Origin of the sequence: Micromonospora sp. L32 (genome assembly GCF_052068055.1) — a bacterium.
GTDB lineage: Bacteria > Actinomycetota > Actinomycetes > Mycobacteriales > Micromonosporaceae > Micromonospora > Micromonospora purpureochromogenes.
Map to the genome: position 1 here is coordinate 25,867 of NZ_JBQHDD010000009.1, position 17,044 is coordinate 42,910.

Here is a 17,044-nt window from a genome sequence, read left to right on the forward strand (position 1 = left end):
GGCGCAGCGGGCGGCCGTCGGGGTGCCGGCGACGCCGACCGGCCGGCGGCCGGCGGTGTCAGGAGAGGGCGCGGGCCAACTCGGTCCGGGAGCGGATGCCGAGCCGGTGGAAGACGTTGCGCAGGTGGTGGTCGACGGTGCGGGTGGAGAGGAACATCCGCGCGGCGATCTCCCGGTTCGTGGCGCCCTCGGCGACCAGTTGGGCGATCCGCAGCTGCTGGCCGGTCAGCAGTCGGGCCGCCGACAGGTCCGGCGCGCCGACCGACTCCCCGGCCGCCCGCAGCTCGGCGGCGGCCTGCTCTGCCCAGGTGGTCGCCCCGATCAGGGTGAACGCCTCCCGGGCGTCGTGCAGGTGCTCCCGCGCGTCCCGGGGTCGCCGGCTGCGCCGCAGCTCGCGGCCGAGCAGCAGCTCGGTGCGGGCCCGCTCGAACGCGCCGGCGTCAGCCGGATGCAGCCGCAGCGCGGCCCGGAACTCCCGCTCGGCCTCGGCGCTGCCCCGGGGCGCGAGGAGGGCGTGGCAGCGCGCGGAGAGCGCCCGGCGTGACGGACTCGCCGTGCTGCTGGCCCAGCGGTCGAAGACGGCGAGCGCGGCGCCGGCCGCCGCCCGGTCTCCGCCGGCGGCGGCCGCCTCGACCAGGTACGGGGTGGCCATCACCTGGACGAGCACCTGCCCGCGGCCGGTGCCGGGCCGGGCCAGCGCGGTCAGCCGCGCCGCGGCGGCGGCGTGCCGACCGGCGGCCAGGTCGAGCACGGCCAGCGCCCACTGGGCGAGGGCGCGTGGCCGGCTGTGCCCGCCCGGGTCCTCGCCGATCTCGCGGATCCGGCGCAGGCTGGTGTCCCGGTCGGCGCGGACCGCGGCGAGCACCGCCAGCATGCCCAGGTGCACCCCGGCCCAGTTGTCCTGACCGGTGTCACGGGCGATCCGCAGTCCCTCCCGCGAGGTCTCCGCCGCGGCGTCGTGCCGACCCAGCCAGTACTCGGCGGCCGCCCGCAGCTCCAGGGCGCGCGGCAGGGCGGACAGCTCCCCACGGTGGTGGGCCAGCTCGACGGCGCGCTCGGCGAGCCGGTGCGCCGCGGCGTCCACGGCCACCAGCAGGCCGGCCGCCGCCGCGCAGGTCAGCGCCGCCGGGGTGAGCGCCGACCCGGCCAGGTGTCCACCGAGGACCACCGCGCGGCGCAGCGCCGGCCCGGCCCGCTCGTGGTCGCCACGCAGCGTCGCCGCCACCCCTGCGACGTACGCGCTGAGCAGCTCCGTCGCGGGTGGGTCGTCGGGGCGGCGCAGCGGCTCCGCCCGCCGGGCCACCTCGGCGTAGCGGTACTGGTCGCCGGAGAAGCAGACCGTCTCGCCGGCGCGGACCAGCGCGCCGAGGGCGAGTGCGCGGTCGCTGCCCGCCAGCGTGTCCGCGGCGGCCAGCAGCGCGGTCAGCGCGGACCGGGCGCGACCGCCGCGCAGGTCCAGTTCGCCGCGCAGCAGTGCGGCCCGCCCGGTCACGGTCGGCTCGGCGACGGCGGGAAGGTTTCCCAGCAACAGGCGGGCGCGGTGGGACCGGCCGGCCGACCAGGCGTACCCTGCGGCGGCCACCAGCCGGGCAGTGGCGCGGGCCGAATCGTCGGTGAGCTCGGCGGCGCGTTGCAGGGCCGCCGAGGCGGCGTCGCCGCCGACCCCGTCGTGGGCCGCGGCCTGCTCCAGTTCCGTGGCCAGGGCCGGGTCGTGGCCCTCCGCCGCGGCGGCGAGGTGCAGTGCCCGGCGCAGCCGCTGACCGGGACCGTCGAGCGCCCCGGCGAGCAGCAGGTGCGCGGCGCGCCGCTCGGCCAGTGGTGCCGCGCCGCGCACCATGGCGCGGGCCAGGGGCTGCGGGAAGGTGACCTGTCCCGGTTCGACGCGGAGCAGGCCGGCGAGTTCGGCCGGGGCGAGCGCCTCGACGGTCGTGCCGGCGGCCCGCGCCGCCCGGATCAGGGTGCCCGGCTCGCCCTCCTCGTCCAGCGCGGCGAGCAGCAGGACGCGCCGGGTCTCGGCCGGCAGCCGCTCCAGGCGGCTCCGGTAGGCGCGGCCCAGCCCGCCGTCGGTCGGCGGTGCCGCGGGCGCCGGTTCCTCGCCTCGGCACTGGCCGGGGGTGAGCACGCCGGCGAGGTCGACCAGGGCCTGCGGGTTGCCCCCGGCGACCGCGCCGAGCGCCGCCGCCACCGGCGGGGCCACCGGCTGTCCGGTCAGCCGGTCGGCGAGCAGCGCGGCGCTGGCGCGGTCGTCGAGCGGGCGGAGCCGGTGACCGGGTACTCCCCCGACGGAGGCGTCCGTCGCCGTGGTGAGCAGGACGGCCACCCGCAGGTGGCGCAGGCGCCGGGCGACGAACGCCAACACCTCCGCGGTCGGCTGGTCGCCCCGGTCGACGTCGTCCATCGTGCACAGCACGGGGCGGTCGCGCGCGGCGGCGGCGAGCAGCCCGAGCACGGCCATGGACAGGGCCAGGCGCCGGTGGGCCGGGCAGCCGGCGCCGGCCAGGGCGCGCCGCAGCACCCGTCGTTGCTGCTCGGGCAGCGTGCGGGCCCGGTCCAGCACCGGTTCCAGCAGCCGTTGCAGTCCCGCGTACGGCAGCGCCGCCTCCTCGGCGAGGCCGACGCCGGCCAGGACGGCGCAGCCGTCGGCGTGCCGGTGGGCGTAGTCGACCAGGGCGGTCCGGCCGGAGCCAGGCTCGCCCTGCAGCAGCAGCGCTCCCCCGCCGCCGGGCAGGTCGGTCAGCAGCCGCCGGATCGCGGCGCACTCGTCGTCGCGGCCCCGCAGCACGGTTAATTGCACTGTTGATGCAGTAACCATCCATCGAGTGTCACTTATCGGAAACCTGTTGGAAAGAGTTGACTGGTACGCGCTGTCCGCTGGGCGGCGTCGATCGGTTGGCCAGCAGGGCTGCGACCACCGCGAATCACGGCGGGTAGATGCCGGCCCGGCGCCGAGGCGAGCGAGGCGCACCTCCCGCCGGGATGCCCGGCGGATGTCGGCACTGCGAGTGCGTCTTTTGAGGTCTGCCGTCCACCGTCGAGCCGTTCCGCCCTGCCGGGACGGCTGCCGGCCGGCGGGAAGCGGCCCGGCCGACTCGGCCCCGGCGGGGCGGGGCGGCCGGGGCCGGACATGGCGGGGCGGGGCGGCCGGGGCCGGACATGGCGGGGCGGCCGCCGGTCGGCGGCCGCCCCGGGGAAGCGTCAGGCGCTCGGGCAGGTGTTGCGGTACTCCTCGATCGCCAGGCCGCTCGGGCCCGGGCAGAGGAACTGCTCGTAGCGGGTGTCGTTGTCGACGAACCGCTTCAACCAGGCCACCATCTGCCGGGCGGTGGGGGTGTTCACCGACTGGGGGAAGAAGTGGCTCGCCCCGTTGAGCTCCAGGTAGGCCTTCTCGGACGAGGCCGGGATGCTGCTGTAGAACGGCTCCGAGTGCGACGAGACCGGCGCGACGGTGTCGCTCTCGCCACCGACGATCAGCGTCGGCACCCGGACGTCGGACCAGCTCTTGTCCAGGTTCCACGGGGCGAGCGGCACGGCGGCCTGCAGCGACGGCCGGGAGACGGCGGCCTCCAGGCTGCCCCCGCCGCCCATCGAGTGGCCGGCGACGGCCAACCGGGTGCCGTCGATCCGGCTCCGCACCGAACTGCGCTGCACCAGGTAGTCGAGCGCGGCGAGCAGTTGCCGGCCGCGGCTGTCCGGCTGGTCGAGGCGGCTGTTGGTCTCGATGCCGATCACCACGAAGCCGTGCGAGGCGAGCCGCGGACCGAGCCAGCTGATGCTGGACCAGGCGGCGGTGTAGCCGGGCGAGATGGCGATGGCCCCGAAGGTGCCCTCGCTGGTGCTGGTCGGGTAGTAGATGACTCCCCCACCGAAGCCGGTCACGCTGAGCGAGGAGACGCTCTGCGACGCGGTGGCGAAGGGACCGCGGCTGGCCTCCAGGAGGGCGACGGTCGGGGCGGGGCCGCGCTCGTACGGGTTGTCGGCGGCCTGCGCGGCCGGCGCCGCGGCCAGGCCGCCCACGGCGGCCAGGACGGCCGCCACGGCCAGACCGGCGGCGCGGACGGCGGAACGGGGACGGGTGGTGGTTGGTGATGACACGTCGGGCACTCCCTGCAGTCGGGGCATATCGACGTGGATCAGTGTTCGGCGGAGCGGGTGGCCCCCGCATCGGTGAAATCACCAGTCCGGGGGCAGCGTGCGCCGGTGCGGGCGGCAGGCCCGGTGACCGGGCCGGGGAGACGGCCGGTCCCGGGGGCGAGCCGATCGGCCTACGCGGCGAGCAGGGCGGCACCGGGGGCGGCTCCCGGTCGGAGCCGCCCCCGGCACGCGGTGGATCGGTTGTCCTGCCAGTGTTGCGGGAGTTTGCGGCCGAGGTAGCCGGCGACGATCCAGGTGCCGACGGCCGCGAGCGGACGGGCGGGAAGGCGCTGTTGCCGGCCGGGGCGCCGGACGGCGAGACGGTCAGCGCTCCTCGGCGTAGTGGGAGTGGACCGCCGGTTGGCCGGTGTAGTTGGGGCCAGCGCGGTCGTCGGCGCCAAGGAAACGGTACGGGAGGCGCACCTCGCGGCGGCCGGTGCGGCTGATCCGGCGGCGGCGGGAGTCGTAGGCGAAGCCGGCGTCGCGCAGCAGCGCGGTGAGGCGTCGCCCGGCGGGGCGCCCGTCGGCGAGCCGGATGCTGGACAGGTCCAGGTCGGCCACGAACCGGCCCTCGGGCGTAAGCCAGTCGGCGGCGCGGGCCAGCACGGCGAGCTTGTCCCCGACGTAGTGCAGTCCGTGCAGGCAGGTGATCAGGTCGAACGGCCGGTCCGGTGCCCAGGTGGCGACGGAGGCGCAGACCAGCCGCAAGTTCGCCGGCGGTGTCGGCGCCGGGTCGAAGGCGTCCACCAGGTCGACCCCGACGAGGGTGGTGCGCTCGGTCAACGCGACCCGGCGCAGCTGCCCGGTCGCCTGGATCAGCGCCCGGCCCGTACCGCAGCAGAGGTCCAGCCAGCCGGCGCTGGCGGCGGCGCCGGCGAGCCGGTCGGTGAGCACCTCGACGGGGTTGAAGCCCAGCTCCCGGGCGTAGCTGTTGACCCCGGCCAGCTGCCGTTCGCGGTTCATCGCGTTGTTGGCCACCACCGCCGACCGTTCCAGCGCCGCGGTGTCCAGCAGTGCCACGCCCGGCCGGCGACCGACCGTCACGCGGTCGTCCTCGGCTGGTCGGGCCGCAGCGACGACCGGCGGGGGCCGGCGGGCGGCGGCGGGAGTTGGCGGTCGTGCCGGCGGCTGAGCAGGGCCAACGAGGTGATCGCGCCGACCAGCGCCAGGAACATGTCCCACTGGGTGTCCCAGACGTCGCCCTGGGTGGCGAGGAAGTCGTCGGCCGCCGAGCCCGCGACCACCGCCGACCACCACTCGAACATCTCGAACAGGGCGCTGAAGGCCAGGCAGGCGCAGACCACGAGCGGCGCGAGCCACCGGCTGCCCCGCAACGGCGAACGGCGGACCAGGATCTCGCGGACCAGGATGGCCGGCACGAAGCCCTGCGCGAAATGGCCGAGCCGATCGTACGGGTTACGGGTCAGGTCGAACAGGTCCCGCACCCAGTTGCCCACCGGCGTACGCGCGTAGGTGTGGTGACCGCCGACGATGAGGACGATCGCGTGCGCCGCGAGCAGGCAGCACAGCAGTGTGGTCAGTGGGAAGCGGCGCCAGGTGAGCAGCAGCACCGGGATCCCGACGATCACCCACACCGTCTCCAGCAGCCAGGTCAGCCGGTCGTACGGCCGGATGCCGGAGACGACCAGCGCGACGAGGACGACGCCCAGCAGCGCCGGCGGGAGGAGGGCACGTGCTCGGGTCACCGGCGACCGCCTGTTCGTGGCTGGCCGGGCCGGCCGGTCGCCGCCCGGGACGCCGACGATAGCAGCGGCGCGACCGATCCGATCGGCCCCGAACCGCTCCCCGGCCGGGTGGGTGATGGCCAGTTCGGCGGCCACCGAGATGGCCACCACCCCCGCGCTCATGACCAGGTACCGCTCGGGTTCACGGCACCGGACTCACCGCCGGTCGTCGGCCGCCGGCTGGTGCCGATGCGGCCGGTTGCGGACGACGGCGAGCGCCAGGACGGCGGCGGCGAGGAAGACGACGCCGTTGACCCGCAGCCCGGCCTGCACGCCGGCGTTCAGGGACTCGGCGAGCGCCTGCCGCACCGGCCCGGGCGGCGTCGCGGTGTCGCTGGTGCCGGCCCGCACGGCCGCCTGCACGGCCGTCCGCGTGGACTCGGGTACGCCGTGGGCGGCGAGCCGACCCGGCAGGTCGGCGATCAGCGTGGTGCTGAGCAGGGTACCCAGCAGCGACGCGCCCATCACGGCGCCGAACTGGCGGGCGGTGTTGACCGCCGCGGCGGCCATGCTCGCCTGCGGGGGCGCGACGCTGGCCAGCGCCGCGGCGGTGGCCGGCGCGGCGACCAGGCCGCAGGCGGCGCCGAAGAGCGCGAGCAGCGGCCAGCTCTGACTGAACGGGGTGCCCGGGGTGTGGGTGGACAGGCCCAGGCTGGCCAGGCCGCCGAGCAGCAGGCCGAGGGTGAGCGGCGCCTTGAAGCCGGTGCGGCGGATCGCCTGGCCGGCGGCGAAGGCGGTGACCGCGTAGAGGCCGAACAGCACCAGCATCCGCCAGCCGGTGTCGAGCGGGCTGAGCGCCTGGGCGCGTTCGTGGAAGAGCACCAGCAGGATCGACACGCCGGTGAAGCCGAACAGCGACACGGCGGCGACGAGCATGACGGCGCTGAAGGACGGCGACCGGAACAGCCGGACGTCCAGCATCGGCGCGGCGGTACGCAGCTCGACCATGACGAAGGCGACGAGCGCGGCGCCGGCGGTGAGCCACGCGGCCCCCACCGTCGGGCTGGTGTAGCCGTTACGACCGCCCTCGATCAGCGCGTAGACGGCGGCGGCGACGGCGAGCGTGCCCAGCAGCAGGCCGGGCAGGTCGACCCGGCTGGTGGGCTGGCGCGACTCGGCCACCCAGCGGGTGGTGACGGCGAGGGTGACCAGACCGAGCACCACGGTGGACAGGAAGACGCCGTGCCAGTGGACGTGCGCCAGCAGCGCCCCGGCGATGAGCGGGCCCACCGACAACCCGACGCCGGACGCCGCCGCCCAGGCGGTGATGACCTCGGTACGGCGGTGCGGGTCGGTGAACGTCACGCCGAGAATCGCCAGGCTGTTCGACAGGATCAGCGCCCCGCCCGCACCGGCCACGAGCTGTCCCGCGATGACCCAGCCGGGGGCGGTGGCCAGGGCGACCACGGCAGCTCCGGCCATCATGGCGGCGACACCGGCGCTGAACATCCGCTTGCGGCCGTACCGGCTGCCGAGCGTTGCGGCGGAGAGCACGAGGCCGGCCAGCATGAGGGTGTAGGCGCTGGGGATCCAGACCAGGCTGGTCGGGTCGACCCGCAGGTCCCGCTGGATCGTGGTCAGCGCGGAGACGGTCGCGGTGAGGTGCAGGAACGTGACCATCGCACCCAGGCACATGGCGACGAGGGTCGCCGCGTGCGAACCACGGACGGTCGTCCGCCCGGTGGGCGCGGCGGCGGGCGGGGTGGGCGGGCTGGGCGTGGTGGTCGCCCGCCAACCCGTCGTGGCGGTCTGCTGTTCGGGCACAGCTACTCCTTGCAGAGGTGATGGGGTCGGCCGGACGGAGCCCGCCGCCGCGGGTGGAGGGCGGTGTCCGGCTACGGCAGCTGCGGGTAGAGGGCCGCCACGCCGCCGGAGAGCCCGGCGAGTACGCCTCGGCTGACGTCGTCGGCGACGATCTCGTACGCGTCCGCGGCCAGTTGGTCGACGGCGTACGCCGCCACGTCGGCCGGGTCGGCCTTGGGGGTGGTGACCGCCCGGGCCATGTCGGTGTCCATGTAGCCCACGTGCAGGCCCGCGACGCGGATCTTCGCCGGGGCGAGGGTGAGGCGCAGCGAGTTGGTCATTCCCCACTCGGCGGCCTTGGCCGCCACGTAGGCGCCGTCGGTGGGTAGGGCGAACCAGGACAGCGCGGACAACACGTTGAGGACGGTGCCGCCGCCGTTGCGCTCGATGACGGGGGCGAAGGCCCGCACCACGGAGAGGGTGCCGAGGTAGTGCGTCTCCAGCTCCAGGCGGATCTGGTCCAGGTCCCCGGTGAGCAGGTCGGCACCGGTCGACGTGCCCGCGTTGTTCACCAGCAGGGTGACGTCGCCGGCGGCCGCCGCGGCCGCCGCCACGGACGCGGGGTCGGTGATGTCCAGCGCCAGTGGCCGGGCGCCCGGGAGGTCGATCAGGGCCGGGTTGCGGGCCGCCGCGTACACGGTGGCGCCCCGAGCGAGCAGCTCGCTGGCCAGGGCGCGGCCGAAGCCCCGGTTGGCGCCGGTGACCAGTGCGGTAGTGGCCGAGATGTCCATGAAGATCCTGTCTGTGAGGTTCACTGGGCAAACCTGACTTCTCCTTTGAAAAGTCAGCTCGCCCAGTGAAGCACTCTGACTAGCGTCAACGCAAGTCAGCCCGTACGCTGGGGTCGTGCAGGATCTGCGGGACGATCGGGAGGCGTGGTCGATGACGAACTGCTCGATCGCGCGGGCCATGGACATCGTGGGCAGCAGGTCGGCGATGCTGATCATGCGGGACGCGTTCCTCGGCACGCGCCGATTCGACGACTTCGTCCGCCGGGTGGGCATCGGCGAGCCGGCGATGGCCGCCCGCCTACGGGAACTGGTCGGCGCCGGTCTGCTGGAACGGACGCCCTACCGCGAGCAGGGGCAGCGCACCCGGTACGAGTACCAGCTCACCCCCAAGGGGCGCGAGCTGCTGCCGGTGATCACCGCGCTCCGGCAGTGGGGGGACACCTGGGCAGCCGACGAAACCGGCCCGCCGGTGCTGGCCACCCACCGTGACTGCGGTTGCCGGGTCCGCGCCGTGCTCCGCTGCGAGCAGGGTCACGAGGTCGACCACGGCGACATCGCCCTGCTCGCCGGGCCGGGCCTGATCGCCCGGGACTAGACGCCCGGTACCAGACCGGCGGCGGGTGCGCAGCCGGTCAGCCCTGGTCGTCGGTGAGGCGACGCTCGATGGTCACCGTCGTGCCGGAGGCGGTCGACATCAGCCGCACGTCGCCGAAGGCGTTCATCAGGGTGGCGCCGCGGCCGCGGTCCATCGCCGACCGCCGGTCCCGCCAGCTGCCGAAGTCGCGGACGGTGAGCCGGGCGGTGCCGGCGCCGACCTGGAGGCGGACCCGCACCTCGGGTCGGGACGGCTGCTGCGCGTGCTCGACGGCGTTGTTGAACGCCTCGGACGCGGCCACCAGGAGGTCCTGCACGACATCGGGGTGCACGTGCAGCGCCTCCAGCGAGCTCCGCACGTCCCGCCGCATCGCCGAGGCGGAGATGGCCTCCGAGGGGTAGCTCCATCCGGTGTCCACCCCGGACGCCGTCTCGTGGCCGTGCGCAACCCGCACGGTGGTCGGCATTCCGGCGGGGGCGGCGGCCCGCCGGGGGCCCGCCACCGGATGGCCGGGGACGGCCGGGGCCACCTCGGGCGAGGCCGCGTCCATCGTCCTGGCCGCCGCGGGCGCAGGATCGGAGGCCGCCTCGGCGGTACCGGTCAACGACGGCGTGGGGTCCACGGTCGCCCCGGCGGGGGCTGCCTGGGCGGTATCGGTCAACGATGGCGTGGAGTCCGTGGCCGCCCCGGCGAGGGCCGCCTCGGCGGTACCGGTCAACGACCGCGTGGAGTCCGTGGCCCCGGCGGCGGAGCCTCCGACCGGGCCGGTAGGCGGTGGAGCAGGGGTCGGGGCCGCACCGGCGGGACGGGTCGACCGCGGCGGTTCCGGACGGTCGTCCTCGGCGTCCGGTGCCCGCTGGCGCCGTCGCGCACCCTCGAGGGTGGCCCGTACCCGGGCGACGAGGTCGGCCGCGGTGAAGGGCTTGACCACGTAGTCGTCAGCGCCGAGGTCGAGGCCCTCGACGGCGGCGTCCGCGCCGGCGCGGGCGGAGAGCACCACCACCGGCAGCGCCCGGGTGTCCGGCTGTCCCCGCAGGGTGCGCACCAGGGCGAAGCCGTCGACCTCGGGCATCATCACGTCGGTCAGCACCAGGTCCGGTGGGTCCCGCCGGATCGCGTCGAGGGCCTGCCGACCGTCGCCGACCGTGTCCACCCGCCAGCCCTGCGCGGTCAGCAACCGGGCCAGGTACGCGCGCATGTCAGCGTTGTCGTCGGCCACCAGGATCCGCACGCCCGGCCCGTCGTCGGGCAGCGTCCCGGGCGACCCCTCCTCGGCCGGCTCGGGCCGGACGGGGTCGACCAGCCATCCGCTCGCCTCCTGCGCCGCGGCGCGGGCCGTGTCACCGAGGTCGCTCGCCGCCACGGTGTCGTCCGTGCCGCGGTGCAGCGCCGACCAGGGCAGCGCGACGGTGAAGGTGCTGCCGCGCCCGACCTGGCTGTCCACCCGTACGTCGCCGCCCTCGAGCCGGGCCAGCTCGCCGACCAGGGCCAGCCCGATGCCGGTGCCCTCGTGGCTGCGGGAGCGGGCCCCGTCCACCCGGTGGAAGCGCTCGAAGAGCCGGGGCATCTCCTCCTCGGCGATGCCGATGCCGGTGTCGGCGACGGTCAGCCGCAGCTCCGCGGGGTGGGCGTGCAGCCCGACGCTGATCCGCCCCACGAACGTGTGCTTCAGCGCGTTGGACAGCAGGTTGGTGACGATGCACTCCCAGTTGGCCGGGTCGAGCGCCACCGGCCGGGGCAGCGGCGGGCAGTCCACCTCCAGGCGCAGCCCGGCGCGTTCCACCGCCGAGCGGAACACGCCGGCCAGCTGGGCGGTCAGCTCCGGCAGGTCCACCTGCCGCGCCCGGCTGCGGGCGCGCCCGGCCTCCAGGCTGGAGAAGGTCAGCAGGCTGTTGACGAGGGTGAGCAGCCGGGCGGCGTTGCGCCGGGCGGTGTCCACCCGTTCCCGCTGTTCCGGTGGCAGCGGGTGCCGCTCGTCGGCGAGGGCGTCGGTCAACGGGCCGAGCATCAGCGTCAGCGGCGTACGGAACTCGTGGCTGACGTTGGTGAAGAAGTTGGTCTTGACGCGATCGAGCTCGGCCAGGGCCTCGGCCCGGCGACGTTCCTCCTCGTACGCCCGCGCGTTGCGCACCGCGACGGCCACCTGCTGCGCCAGCAGGTGGAAGAACGACCGGTACGCCTCGTCCAGGGCGCGGCTGGGGCTCACCCCGGCCACCAGCACCCCGAGGGGCTGATCGGCCTCCGCGGAGGGCAGTGGCAACGCCACGGCGGTGGCCGCCGGCTCGTCGAACGCCCCGGCCGGCAGCGTCATCCGCTGGGCGACCCCGTGGACCTCGGTGATCGCTCCCCCGCCGGCGGCCCACAGTCCCCAGGCCGGGTCGCCGTCGACCACGACGTCGGGCAGCACCGCCGCCACCGGACCGTCACCGGTGCAGGCCACCCGGTGCAGCGCCGTACCCTCCCGCAGGTAGATCGCGGCGAACGGTACGTCCAACCGGTGCCCGCCGATCGCCTCGACCAGCCGGGCGCAGGTGCTGGCGACGTCCACGGTGCGCCCGTCGCCGCGCACCGAGAGGTCTCGCAGCAGTCCCAGCCGCCGTTCCCCGACCACCTGCTCGGTGACCTCGCTGCACACCGTGAACACGCCGACGGTACGGCCGTCGTCGTCACGGGCCGGGGCGTGGGAGACGCTGAAGTAGGCCTCCTCCCGGTAGCCGGACCGGTCGAGGAGCAGCTGGAGGGCGGGCACCCAGCTGGCCACGCCCGTCGCCATCGCATCGGCGATCAGCGGCGCGAGCACGTCCCAGCCCTCGGCCAGGGTGGTCCGGACGTCGTCCCCGAGCGCACCCGGATGCTTGTCGCCGATCAGGGCCGAGTAGGCGTCGTTGTACAGCTGGGTGAACTGCTCGCCCCAGAGCAGCAGCATCGGGTACCGGGAGGACAGGACGATCCGCACGGCGGCGCGCAGGCTCTGCGGCCAGGACTGGACGGGGCCGAGCGGGGTGGCCGCCCAGTCGAGCCGGGCCATCAACCGCCCGGTGGCGCTGCCGCTGCCGAACAGCTCCTCGGTGGGGCTGGTCACGTTCGAATACACCTCATCGCGGTGCCCGTACCCCGTCGCCGGGCCCGCCGAACCTCGGTGCCCGGGACGAGGATCGCGCGCCCGGTCGCAGTGCGGCGCCCGAGTTCGGACGGCGCGCCGCCCGGCCGTTCGCCACCGACCCCCAGCCGCCCCGCTCCGGCACCCGTGCCCCCTCGATCGCCCGACCCTGCTGCCACCGCGCGAGCAGGGGAAACGACCCCCCGAGCCGGAGCAAGGCCCCAGGTTACCGCCGCCCCGGGTCCCCGGCGAGCGGGCGACCCGGTGTCGCGACGGCGGCTCGGGGACGCGGGCGCGGTCCGGGTGACCGAGTGACGAAAGCCACGTCCTCGGGGCACGGCGGCCCCTGTCGTACCCGGCTGCGATGCTCCCGCGGTGGAGATGACACTGCAGGTGACGATCGACTGCGCCGACCCCCGCCGGATGGTGGCCTTCTGGGCCGAGGCGCTGGGCTACGTGCCGGAGCCACCGCCGGGCGGCCACCGCACCTGGCGGGACTACTGGGCGGCGACGGGCGTGCCGGCGGAGGAGCTGCCCGAGGGGGCCGGCGACACCCCTGAGTCGGTCGTCGACCCGACCGGCCGAGGGCCACGCATCTGGTTCCAGCAGGTGCCCGAGCCCAAGGTGACCAAGAACCGGGTGCACCTCGATCTCAAGGTCGGCGGCGGCCGCACGGTCGACCTGAAGCTGCGCACCGAGCGGGTCGACGCGGTGGTCGACCGGGTCGTCCGGGCGGGGGCCACGATCCTGCGGACGATGGACGAGCCGGCGATGGACTACTACGCCGTGGTCCTGGGCGATCCCGAGGGCAACGAGTTCTGCGTCGTCTGACGGGCGTCGCGGCGGGAGGGTCTCCGGCCCGCCACCGTCGCGGCCCGTCCGCGTGCCGGGGCGGGCGGGTCGCCGCGGGTCAGGGCCGGCGGAGTTGGCGGAAGGTGATGGAATACCGCAGCTCCGGGACCGGTGGAATGCTGTGCTGCCAGGTCGACCGGGCGGCGCCGGCCAGCACGTACGCCGAACGGGGCGCCAGCTCCACCTCGTACACCCGGCGCTGTCCCGCGGTGTCCCGCCGGAAACGCAACTGGCAGGCGGCGCCCAGCGACACACCGGCCACGGTCGGGCCGAACGCGGGGGCGTCCCGGTGCCAGCCGATCACCGCGCCGGGCGGATAGCGAGTGACCAGGGCCTGCGCGAAGCTGGCCACCGCGACGCCGGCGAGGTCGGCGCAGCGCCGGCGGACCTCGTGCAGCTCCACCGGCAGCGCCTCGGTTTCGGTGAGCTGGAACGACCCGTAGTCGTAGTCGACACCGAAGTGCCGGACTGTGCGCCGGGCGACCTGGCCGTGCATCCGGATCTCGCGGTAGTCCATCGCCCCGAGGACGGTCAGCAGCGCGCGTTCCTCGTCGGGGCTGACCAGCTCAGGCTGATACGTCAGCCCCGCCGGTCGCTCCTGGACGCCGCGCATCCGTCCCATCAGATCGACGGTAGCGATGAGACGGACGCGCTGCCGGGCCATGACGGATCTCGCTTAGGGCTCGTTGGCCGCGCCCCGGGCCTGTGGTGCCGGCCGGGTCAGTCCCGGCGGTCCTCGTCGCCCGGCCCGACCACCTGGCGCTGCTCCAGGGCGTCCGCGGCGGTGGCGTCCTCCGGCAGGGACGTCGACGGCAGCGCATGCTCCCCCGGCACCGAGGCGCCCTGCTCGGCCAGGTCGGCCTCGGTGGCGTCCGGTTGCGGTTCCGGCGGCTCGTCGGGCTGCCCCTCGTCGAGCAGCGGCTGGCGCTGCTCGAGCGCGTCGGCCTCCGGCGGCACGTCGAACGGTCCATCGGTCATGCCGACGCTCCTCTCCCCCGCCGGCCCCTCGCGGGGCCGGCCTCGTACGGCGGGTCAGTCCGGCAACAGCCGCCGGAGGACACCCTTCCCGGTGGCGCCCAGCCGGTACGACTGCACGAGGTACGAGCCGCAGACGATGTTCGCGCCGGCCAGCGCCGGCACGGCGAACTGCGCCAGGCGCTGGCGCCGCTGCCACGTCGCGATCTCCGCCGGCGTCCCCGCGGCCGGCACCGTGGCGTCGTGCACCTCGAGGCGGTCGCCCCGCTGGTGCGCCGCCTCGGCCAGCTGACCGATCCGGTTGCCGCAGTAGGCCGAGTAGGCGGTGGCCACGGCACCGGCGACGGTGATCCCCGCCTTCAACGCGCCCACCGTGCCGAACCCCTTCTGCAACGCGATGCGGCGTCCGCCGACCTGGGTCAGCCGCAACCCGGCGAGCAGGGTCGCGCCGATGCCGAGCCACTGCACCGGGCTGAACCGGTTCCAGGCGGACTCGGCGACCCGGATCCGGTCGATGCCCTGCTGCAAATCGCTGCCGGACTTGTTGACGCCGGCGACGCCCATGACGGTGCCGCCGAACCACAGCGCGGAGCCGACGTCGTGGACGGCCTGGGCGACGGCATGGTTGTCGGTCGCGGTCATCTGCATCCCGCACTCCTCCGCTCAGCGGGCACGTTGCCCTTCGTCCCGATTGAAGCACTTTCGCCGGGGTCGCCACGCCGTGTTCCCCGACCACCGACCTCCGGGACAGCTCACCCCACGCGGGGCTGTCGTCGAGCGGTCAGCGCCCGGTCAGGCGGCGGGCCAGCGTCCGGCGCAGTTCGTCGATGCCGGCGCCGGTCAGCGCGGACACCGGCACCGCGTCCGGGTACGCGCGGCACAGCGCGTCGACCCACTCCGGCGGCGCAATGTCGATCTTGTTGAGCACCAGCAGTTCCGGCACCTGGCCCGCGCCGATCTCGTGCAGCACGCCGTGCACCGTGGTGATCTGGCCGAACGCGTCGGGCGCGGACGCGTCCACCACGTGCATCGCCAGGTCGCTGCGGGTGACCTCGTCCAAGGTCGAGCGGAACGCGTCGACCAGTTGGTGCGGCAGGTGCCGGACGAAACCCACGGTGTCGGTGACGGTGTAGGTCAGCTGGCCGGTGCTGATCCGCCGCACCGTCGGGTCGAGGGTGGCGAAGAGGACGTCCTGCACCTGGGCGTCCGCACCGGTCAGGCGGTTGAGCAGCGCGGACTTCCCGGCGTTGGTGTAGCCGGTGATCGAGACCGAGGGGATCTGGTTGCGGGCCCGCCGGCCCCGGGTGCGTTCCCGCCGCCGGGCCAGCTCGCCGGCGTTGCGCCGCAGCCGGGTGGCCCGCTGGCGCAGCGTCCGACGCTGGGTCTCCAGCCGCATCTCACCCGGTCCACGCACACCGATGCCGGCGCCGCCGGCGACCCGGCCGCCACCGACGCGGGACATCGACCGGCCGTCGCCGCGCAGCCGGGGCAACTGGTACGCGATCTGCGCCAGCTCCACCTGCACCCGCCCCTCGCTGGTGCGGGCGTGCTCGGCGAAGATGTCCAGGATCAGCGCGGTGCGGTCCACCACCCGTACGCCGACCCGTTCCTCCAGGTTCCGCACCTGGCCGGGGCTCAGCTCACCGTCGGCGATGACCAGCTCGGCACCGGCGCGTTCGGTGGCGGCGGCCAGCTCGTCGACCTTGCCGGAGCCCAGGAAGGTGGCCGGATCCGGCTTCGGGCGGTGCTGCACCACCGCGTCGGCGACGTTGAGGCCGTCGGTGTCGGCGAGCCGTCGCAGCTCCTCCAGGGACACCTCACTGCCGGGGCCGTTGCCGCCCGCGCCGTCGTCCTCGCGCACCGCGACCAGCACCGCCGTCGGCCGTTGCCGGGAGGTCTCGGCTCCCGCACCGAGCAACCAGGTACCCGCCATCGTCCACCTCACCTCGCCTCGCCTCTCCCCGGACTGCGGCCTACCCTGGCCGCCGCCGACCATGCCGCCGACGCCACGTCCACCCCGGCCGTCAGGTCGCATCAAGGTCCGAATCCGCCCAGGCCAGGACATCCGGTCGCACCCGCAGGTGAGCGAGCGGCCCAGGACGCGGAGGGCCGGGGACGAATCGGCCCGGCACGCGAGCAGCCCGGACCGAATCGGCCCGGGGACGCCGGCGGGCTCCGGGCGGGGCCACGCGCCCGGAGCCCGCGCTGGTCATCGGGTCAGCAGCGCCCGGAGGGCCTTGACGACCTCGGCCGGTGCCTCCTCGGCCATGAAGTGCCCGCAGGAGACGGTGCGGTGCTGCAGGTCCGGCGCCCAGGCGCGCCACCGGCCGGCGGCGTCGAAGCCCAGCGCGGCGCCCCAGTCCTGCTGCAGGACGCTCACCGGCATGCGCAGCTGCCGGGCGGCGGCGCGGTCGGCGGTGTCGTGCTCCACGTCGATGCCGGCGGACGCGCGGTAGTCGGCGACGATGGACGGGACGGCCGCCCGGGACGCCGTCAGGTAGGCCGCCCGGACCTCGGCGGGGATGGCGTCGGGGTCCCGGGTCCAGATGTCGAGGAAGTGGCCGAAGAAGGCGTCGGGGCTGGCGGCGATGAGCTGCTCGGGCAGGCCGGGCGGCTGGGCCATCAGGTACAGGTGGAAGCCGACGGCGGCGGAGGTGCCGCGCAGGACGTCCCACATGTCCAGGGTCGGCAGGACGTCGAGCGCGGCCAGGTGGGTGACCGCCTCCGGGTGGTCGAGGCCGGCCCGCACGGCGACCAGGGCGCCGCGGTCGTGGCCGGCCAGGGCGAAGCGGTCGTGGCCCAGGGCGCGGGCGAGCGCGACGATGTCGTCGGCCATGGTCCGCTTGGCGTACACCTCCGGGGCGGTCGCCGCGGGCTTGTCGCTGGCGCCGTAGCCGCGCAGGTCGGGGCAGATGACGGTGTGGTCGGCGGCGAGGTCGGCGGCGACGTGCCGCCACATGAGGTGGGTCTGCGGGAAGCCGTGCAGCAGCACGATCGGGCTGCCCGAGCCGCCGACCGCGGCGTGCAGGGCCACGCCGTCGGCGACGGTGACGCGCTGATGATCGAATCCGTTGATCCTGGGGTTCACCGGGAACCTTCCTGCTCGTTCGGG

14 protein-coding genes are annotated in these 17,044 nt (G+C 75.3%); 2 read left to right on the forward strand and 12 right to left on the reverse strand.

Features of this window, described 5'->3' with window-relative positions; all coding sequences use genetic code 11:
* Positions 1–58 precede the first annotated feature (58 nt).
* The 6 genes from ACTMTB_RS23470 to ACTMTB_RS23495 all read right to left on the reverse strand — a co-directional run bounded on the left by ACTMTB_RS23470 (position 59) and on the right by ACTMTB_RS23495 (position 8,410).
* Positions 59–2,812 (reverse strand): LuxR C-terminal-related transcriptional regulator, encoded by a 2,754-nt coding sequence (locus ACTMTB_RS23470; protein ID WP_441148397.1) that lies wholly within the window; start codon positions 2,810–2,812, stop codon positions 59–61.
* 383 nt (positions 2,813–3,195) lie between these two features.
* Entirely contained in the window at positions 3,196–4,119 is a 924-nt protein-coding gene (locus ACTMTB_RS23475) for an alpha/beta hydrolase family protein (RefSeq protein WP_441148398.1), read from the reverse strand.
* Between the two features lie 336 nt (positions 4,120–4,455).
* A complete protein-coding gene (locus ACTMTB_RS23480; RefSeq protein ID WP_441148399.1) occupies positions 4,456–5,175 on the reverse strand; it encodes a class I SAM-dependent methyltransferase in 720 nt (239 codons plus the stop codon).
* The gene (locus ACTMTB_RS23485; protein ID WP_441148400.1) at positions 5,172–5,999 is read right to left on the reverse strand and encodes a DUF2238 domain-containing protein; all 828 of its coding nucleotides are present in this window, start codon (positions 5,997–5,999) and stop codon (positions 5,172–5,174) included. The genes ACTMTB_RS23480 and ACTMTB_RS23485 overlap by 4 nt, the downstream gene beginning before the upstream one ends.
* A gap of 33 nt (positions 6,000–6,032) precedes the next feature.
* Positions 6,033–7,640, reverse strand: a complete 1,608-nt coding sequence (locus ACTMTB_RS23490) for an MFS transporter (RefSeq protein WP_441148401.1) — start codon at positions 7,638–7,640, stop codon at positions 6,033–6,035.
* Positions 7,641–7,711: 71 nt separating this feature from the next.
* Positions 7,712–8,410 carry an SDR family oxidoreductase gene (locus tag ACTMTB_RS23495; protein ID WP_441148569.1) on the reverse strand — a complete coding sequence of 233 codons (699 nt, stop codon included), beginning with the start codon at positions 8,408–8,410 and terminating at the stop codon, positions 7,712–7,714.
* A 115-nt stretch (positions 8,411–8,525) separates the two neighbouring features.
* Here ACTMTB_RS23495 and ACTMTB_RS23500 point away from each other — a divergent pair, with 115 nt between their 5' ends.
* On the forward strand, positions 8,526–9,005 hold the full coding sequence (locus ACTMTB_RS23500; protein ID WP_441148402.1) for a winged helix-turn-helix transcriptional regulator: 480 nt from the start codon (positions 8,526–8,528) through the stop codon (positions 9,003–9,005).
* Between the two features lie 37 nt (positions 9,006–9,042).
* Here ACTMTB_RS23500 and ACTMTB_RS23505 read toward each other — a convergent pair whose 3' ends face one another.
* Positions 9,043–12,087: an ATP-binding protein gene (locus ACTMTB_RS23505; protein ID WP_441148403.1), complete on the reverse strand. Its 3,045-nt coding sequence runs from the start codon at positions 12,085–12,087 to the stop codon at positions 9,043–9,045.
* A gap of 399 nt (positions 12,088–12,486) precedes the next feature.
* Between ACTMTB_RS23505 and ACTMTB_RS23510 the strand changes: the two genes are divergently transcribed.
* Entirely contained in the window at positions 12,487–12,936 is a 450-nt protein-coding gene (locus ACTMTB_RS23510) for a VOC family protein (RefSeq protein WP_211364408.1), read from the forward strand.
* Between the two features lie 79 nt (positions 12,937–13,015).
* Here ACTMTB_RS23510 and ACTMTB_RS23515 read toward each other — a convergent pair whose 3' ends face one another.
* The 5 genes from ACTMTB_RS23515 to ACTMTB_RS23535 all read right to left on the reverse strand — a co-directional run bounded on the left by ACTMTB_RS23515 (position 13,016) and on the right by ACTMTB_RS23535 (position 17,020).
* Complete coding sequence (locus ACTMTB_RS23515; protein ID WP_441148404.1) at positions 13,016–13,579, reverse strand: alpha-ketoglutarate-dependent dioxygenase AlkB; 564 nt, start codon at positions 13,577–13,579, stop codon at positions 13,016–13,018.
* A gap of 98 nt (positions 13,580–13,677) precedes the next feature.
* Entirely contained in the window at positions 13,678–13,935 is a 258-nt protein-coding gene (locus ACTMTB_RS23520; RefSeq protein ID WP_334574364.1) for a hypothetical protein, read from the reverse strand.
* A gap of 54 nt (positions 13,936–13,989) precedes the next feature.
* Positions 13,990–14,580, reverse strand: coding sequence for a hypothetical protein (locus ACTMTB_RS23525; protein ID WP_441148405.1), 591 nt, complete (start codon positions 14,578–14,580; stop codon positions 13,990–13,992).
* Between the two features lie 133 nt (positions 14,581–14,713).
* The gene (gene hflX, locus ACTMTB_RS23530) at positions 14,714–15,865 is read right to left on the reverse strand and encodes a GTPase HflX (protein ID WP_441148406.1); all 1,152 of its coding nucleotides are present in this window, start codon (positions 15,863–15,865) and stop codon (positions 14,714–14,716) included.
* 276 nt (positions 15,866–16,141) lie between these two features.
* Positions 16,142–17,020 (reverse strand): alpha/beta fold hydrolase, encoded by an 879-nt coding sequence (locus tag ACTMTB_RS23535; RefSeq protein ID WP_441148407.1) that lies wholly within the window; start codon positions 17,018–17,020, stop codon positions 16,142–16,144.
* Positions 17,021–17,044: the final 24 nt, after the last annotated feature.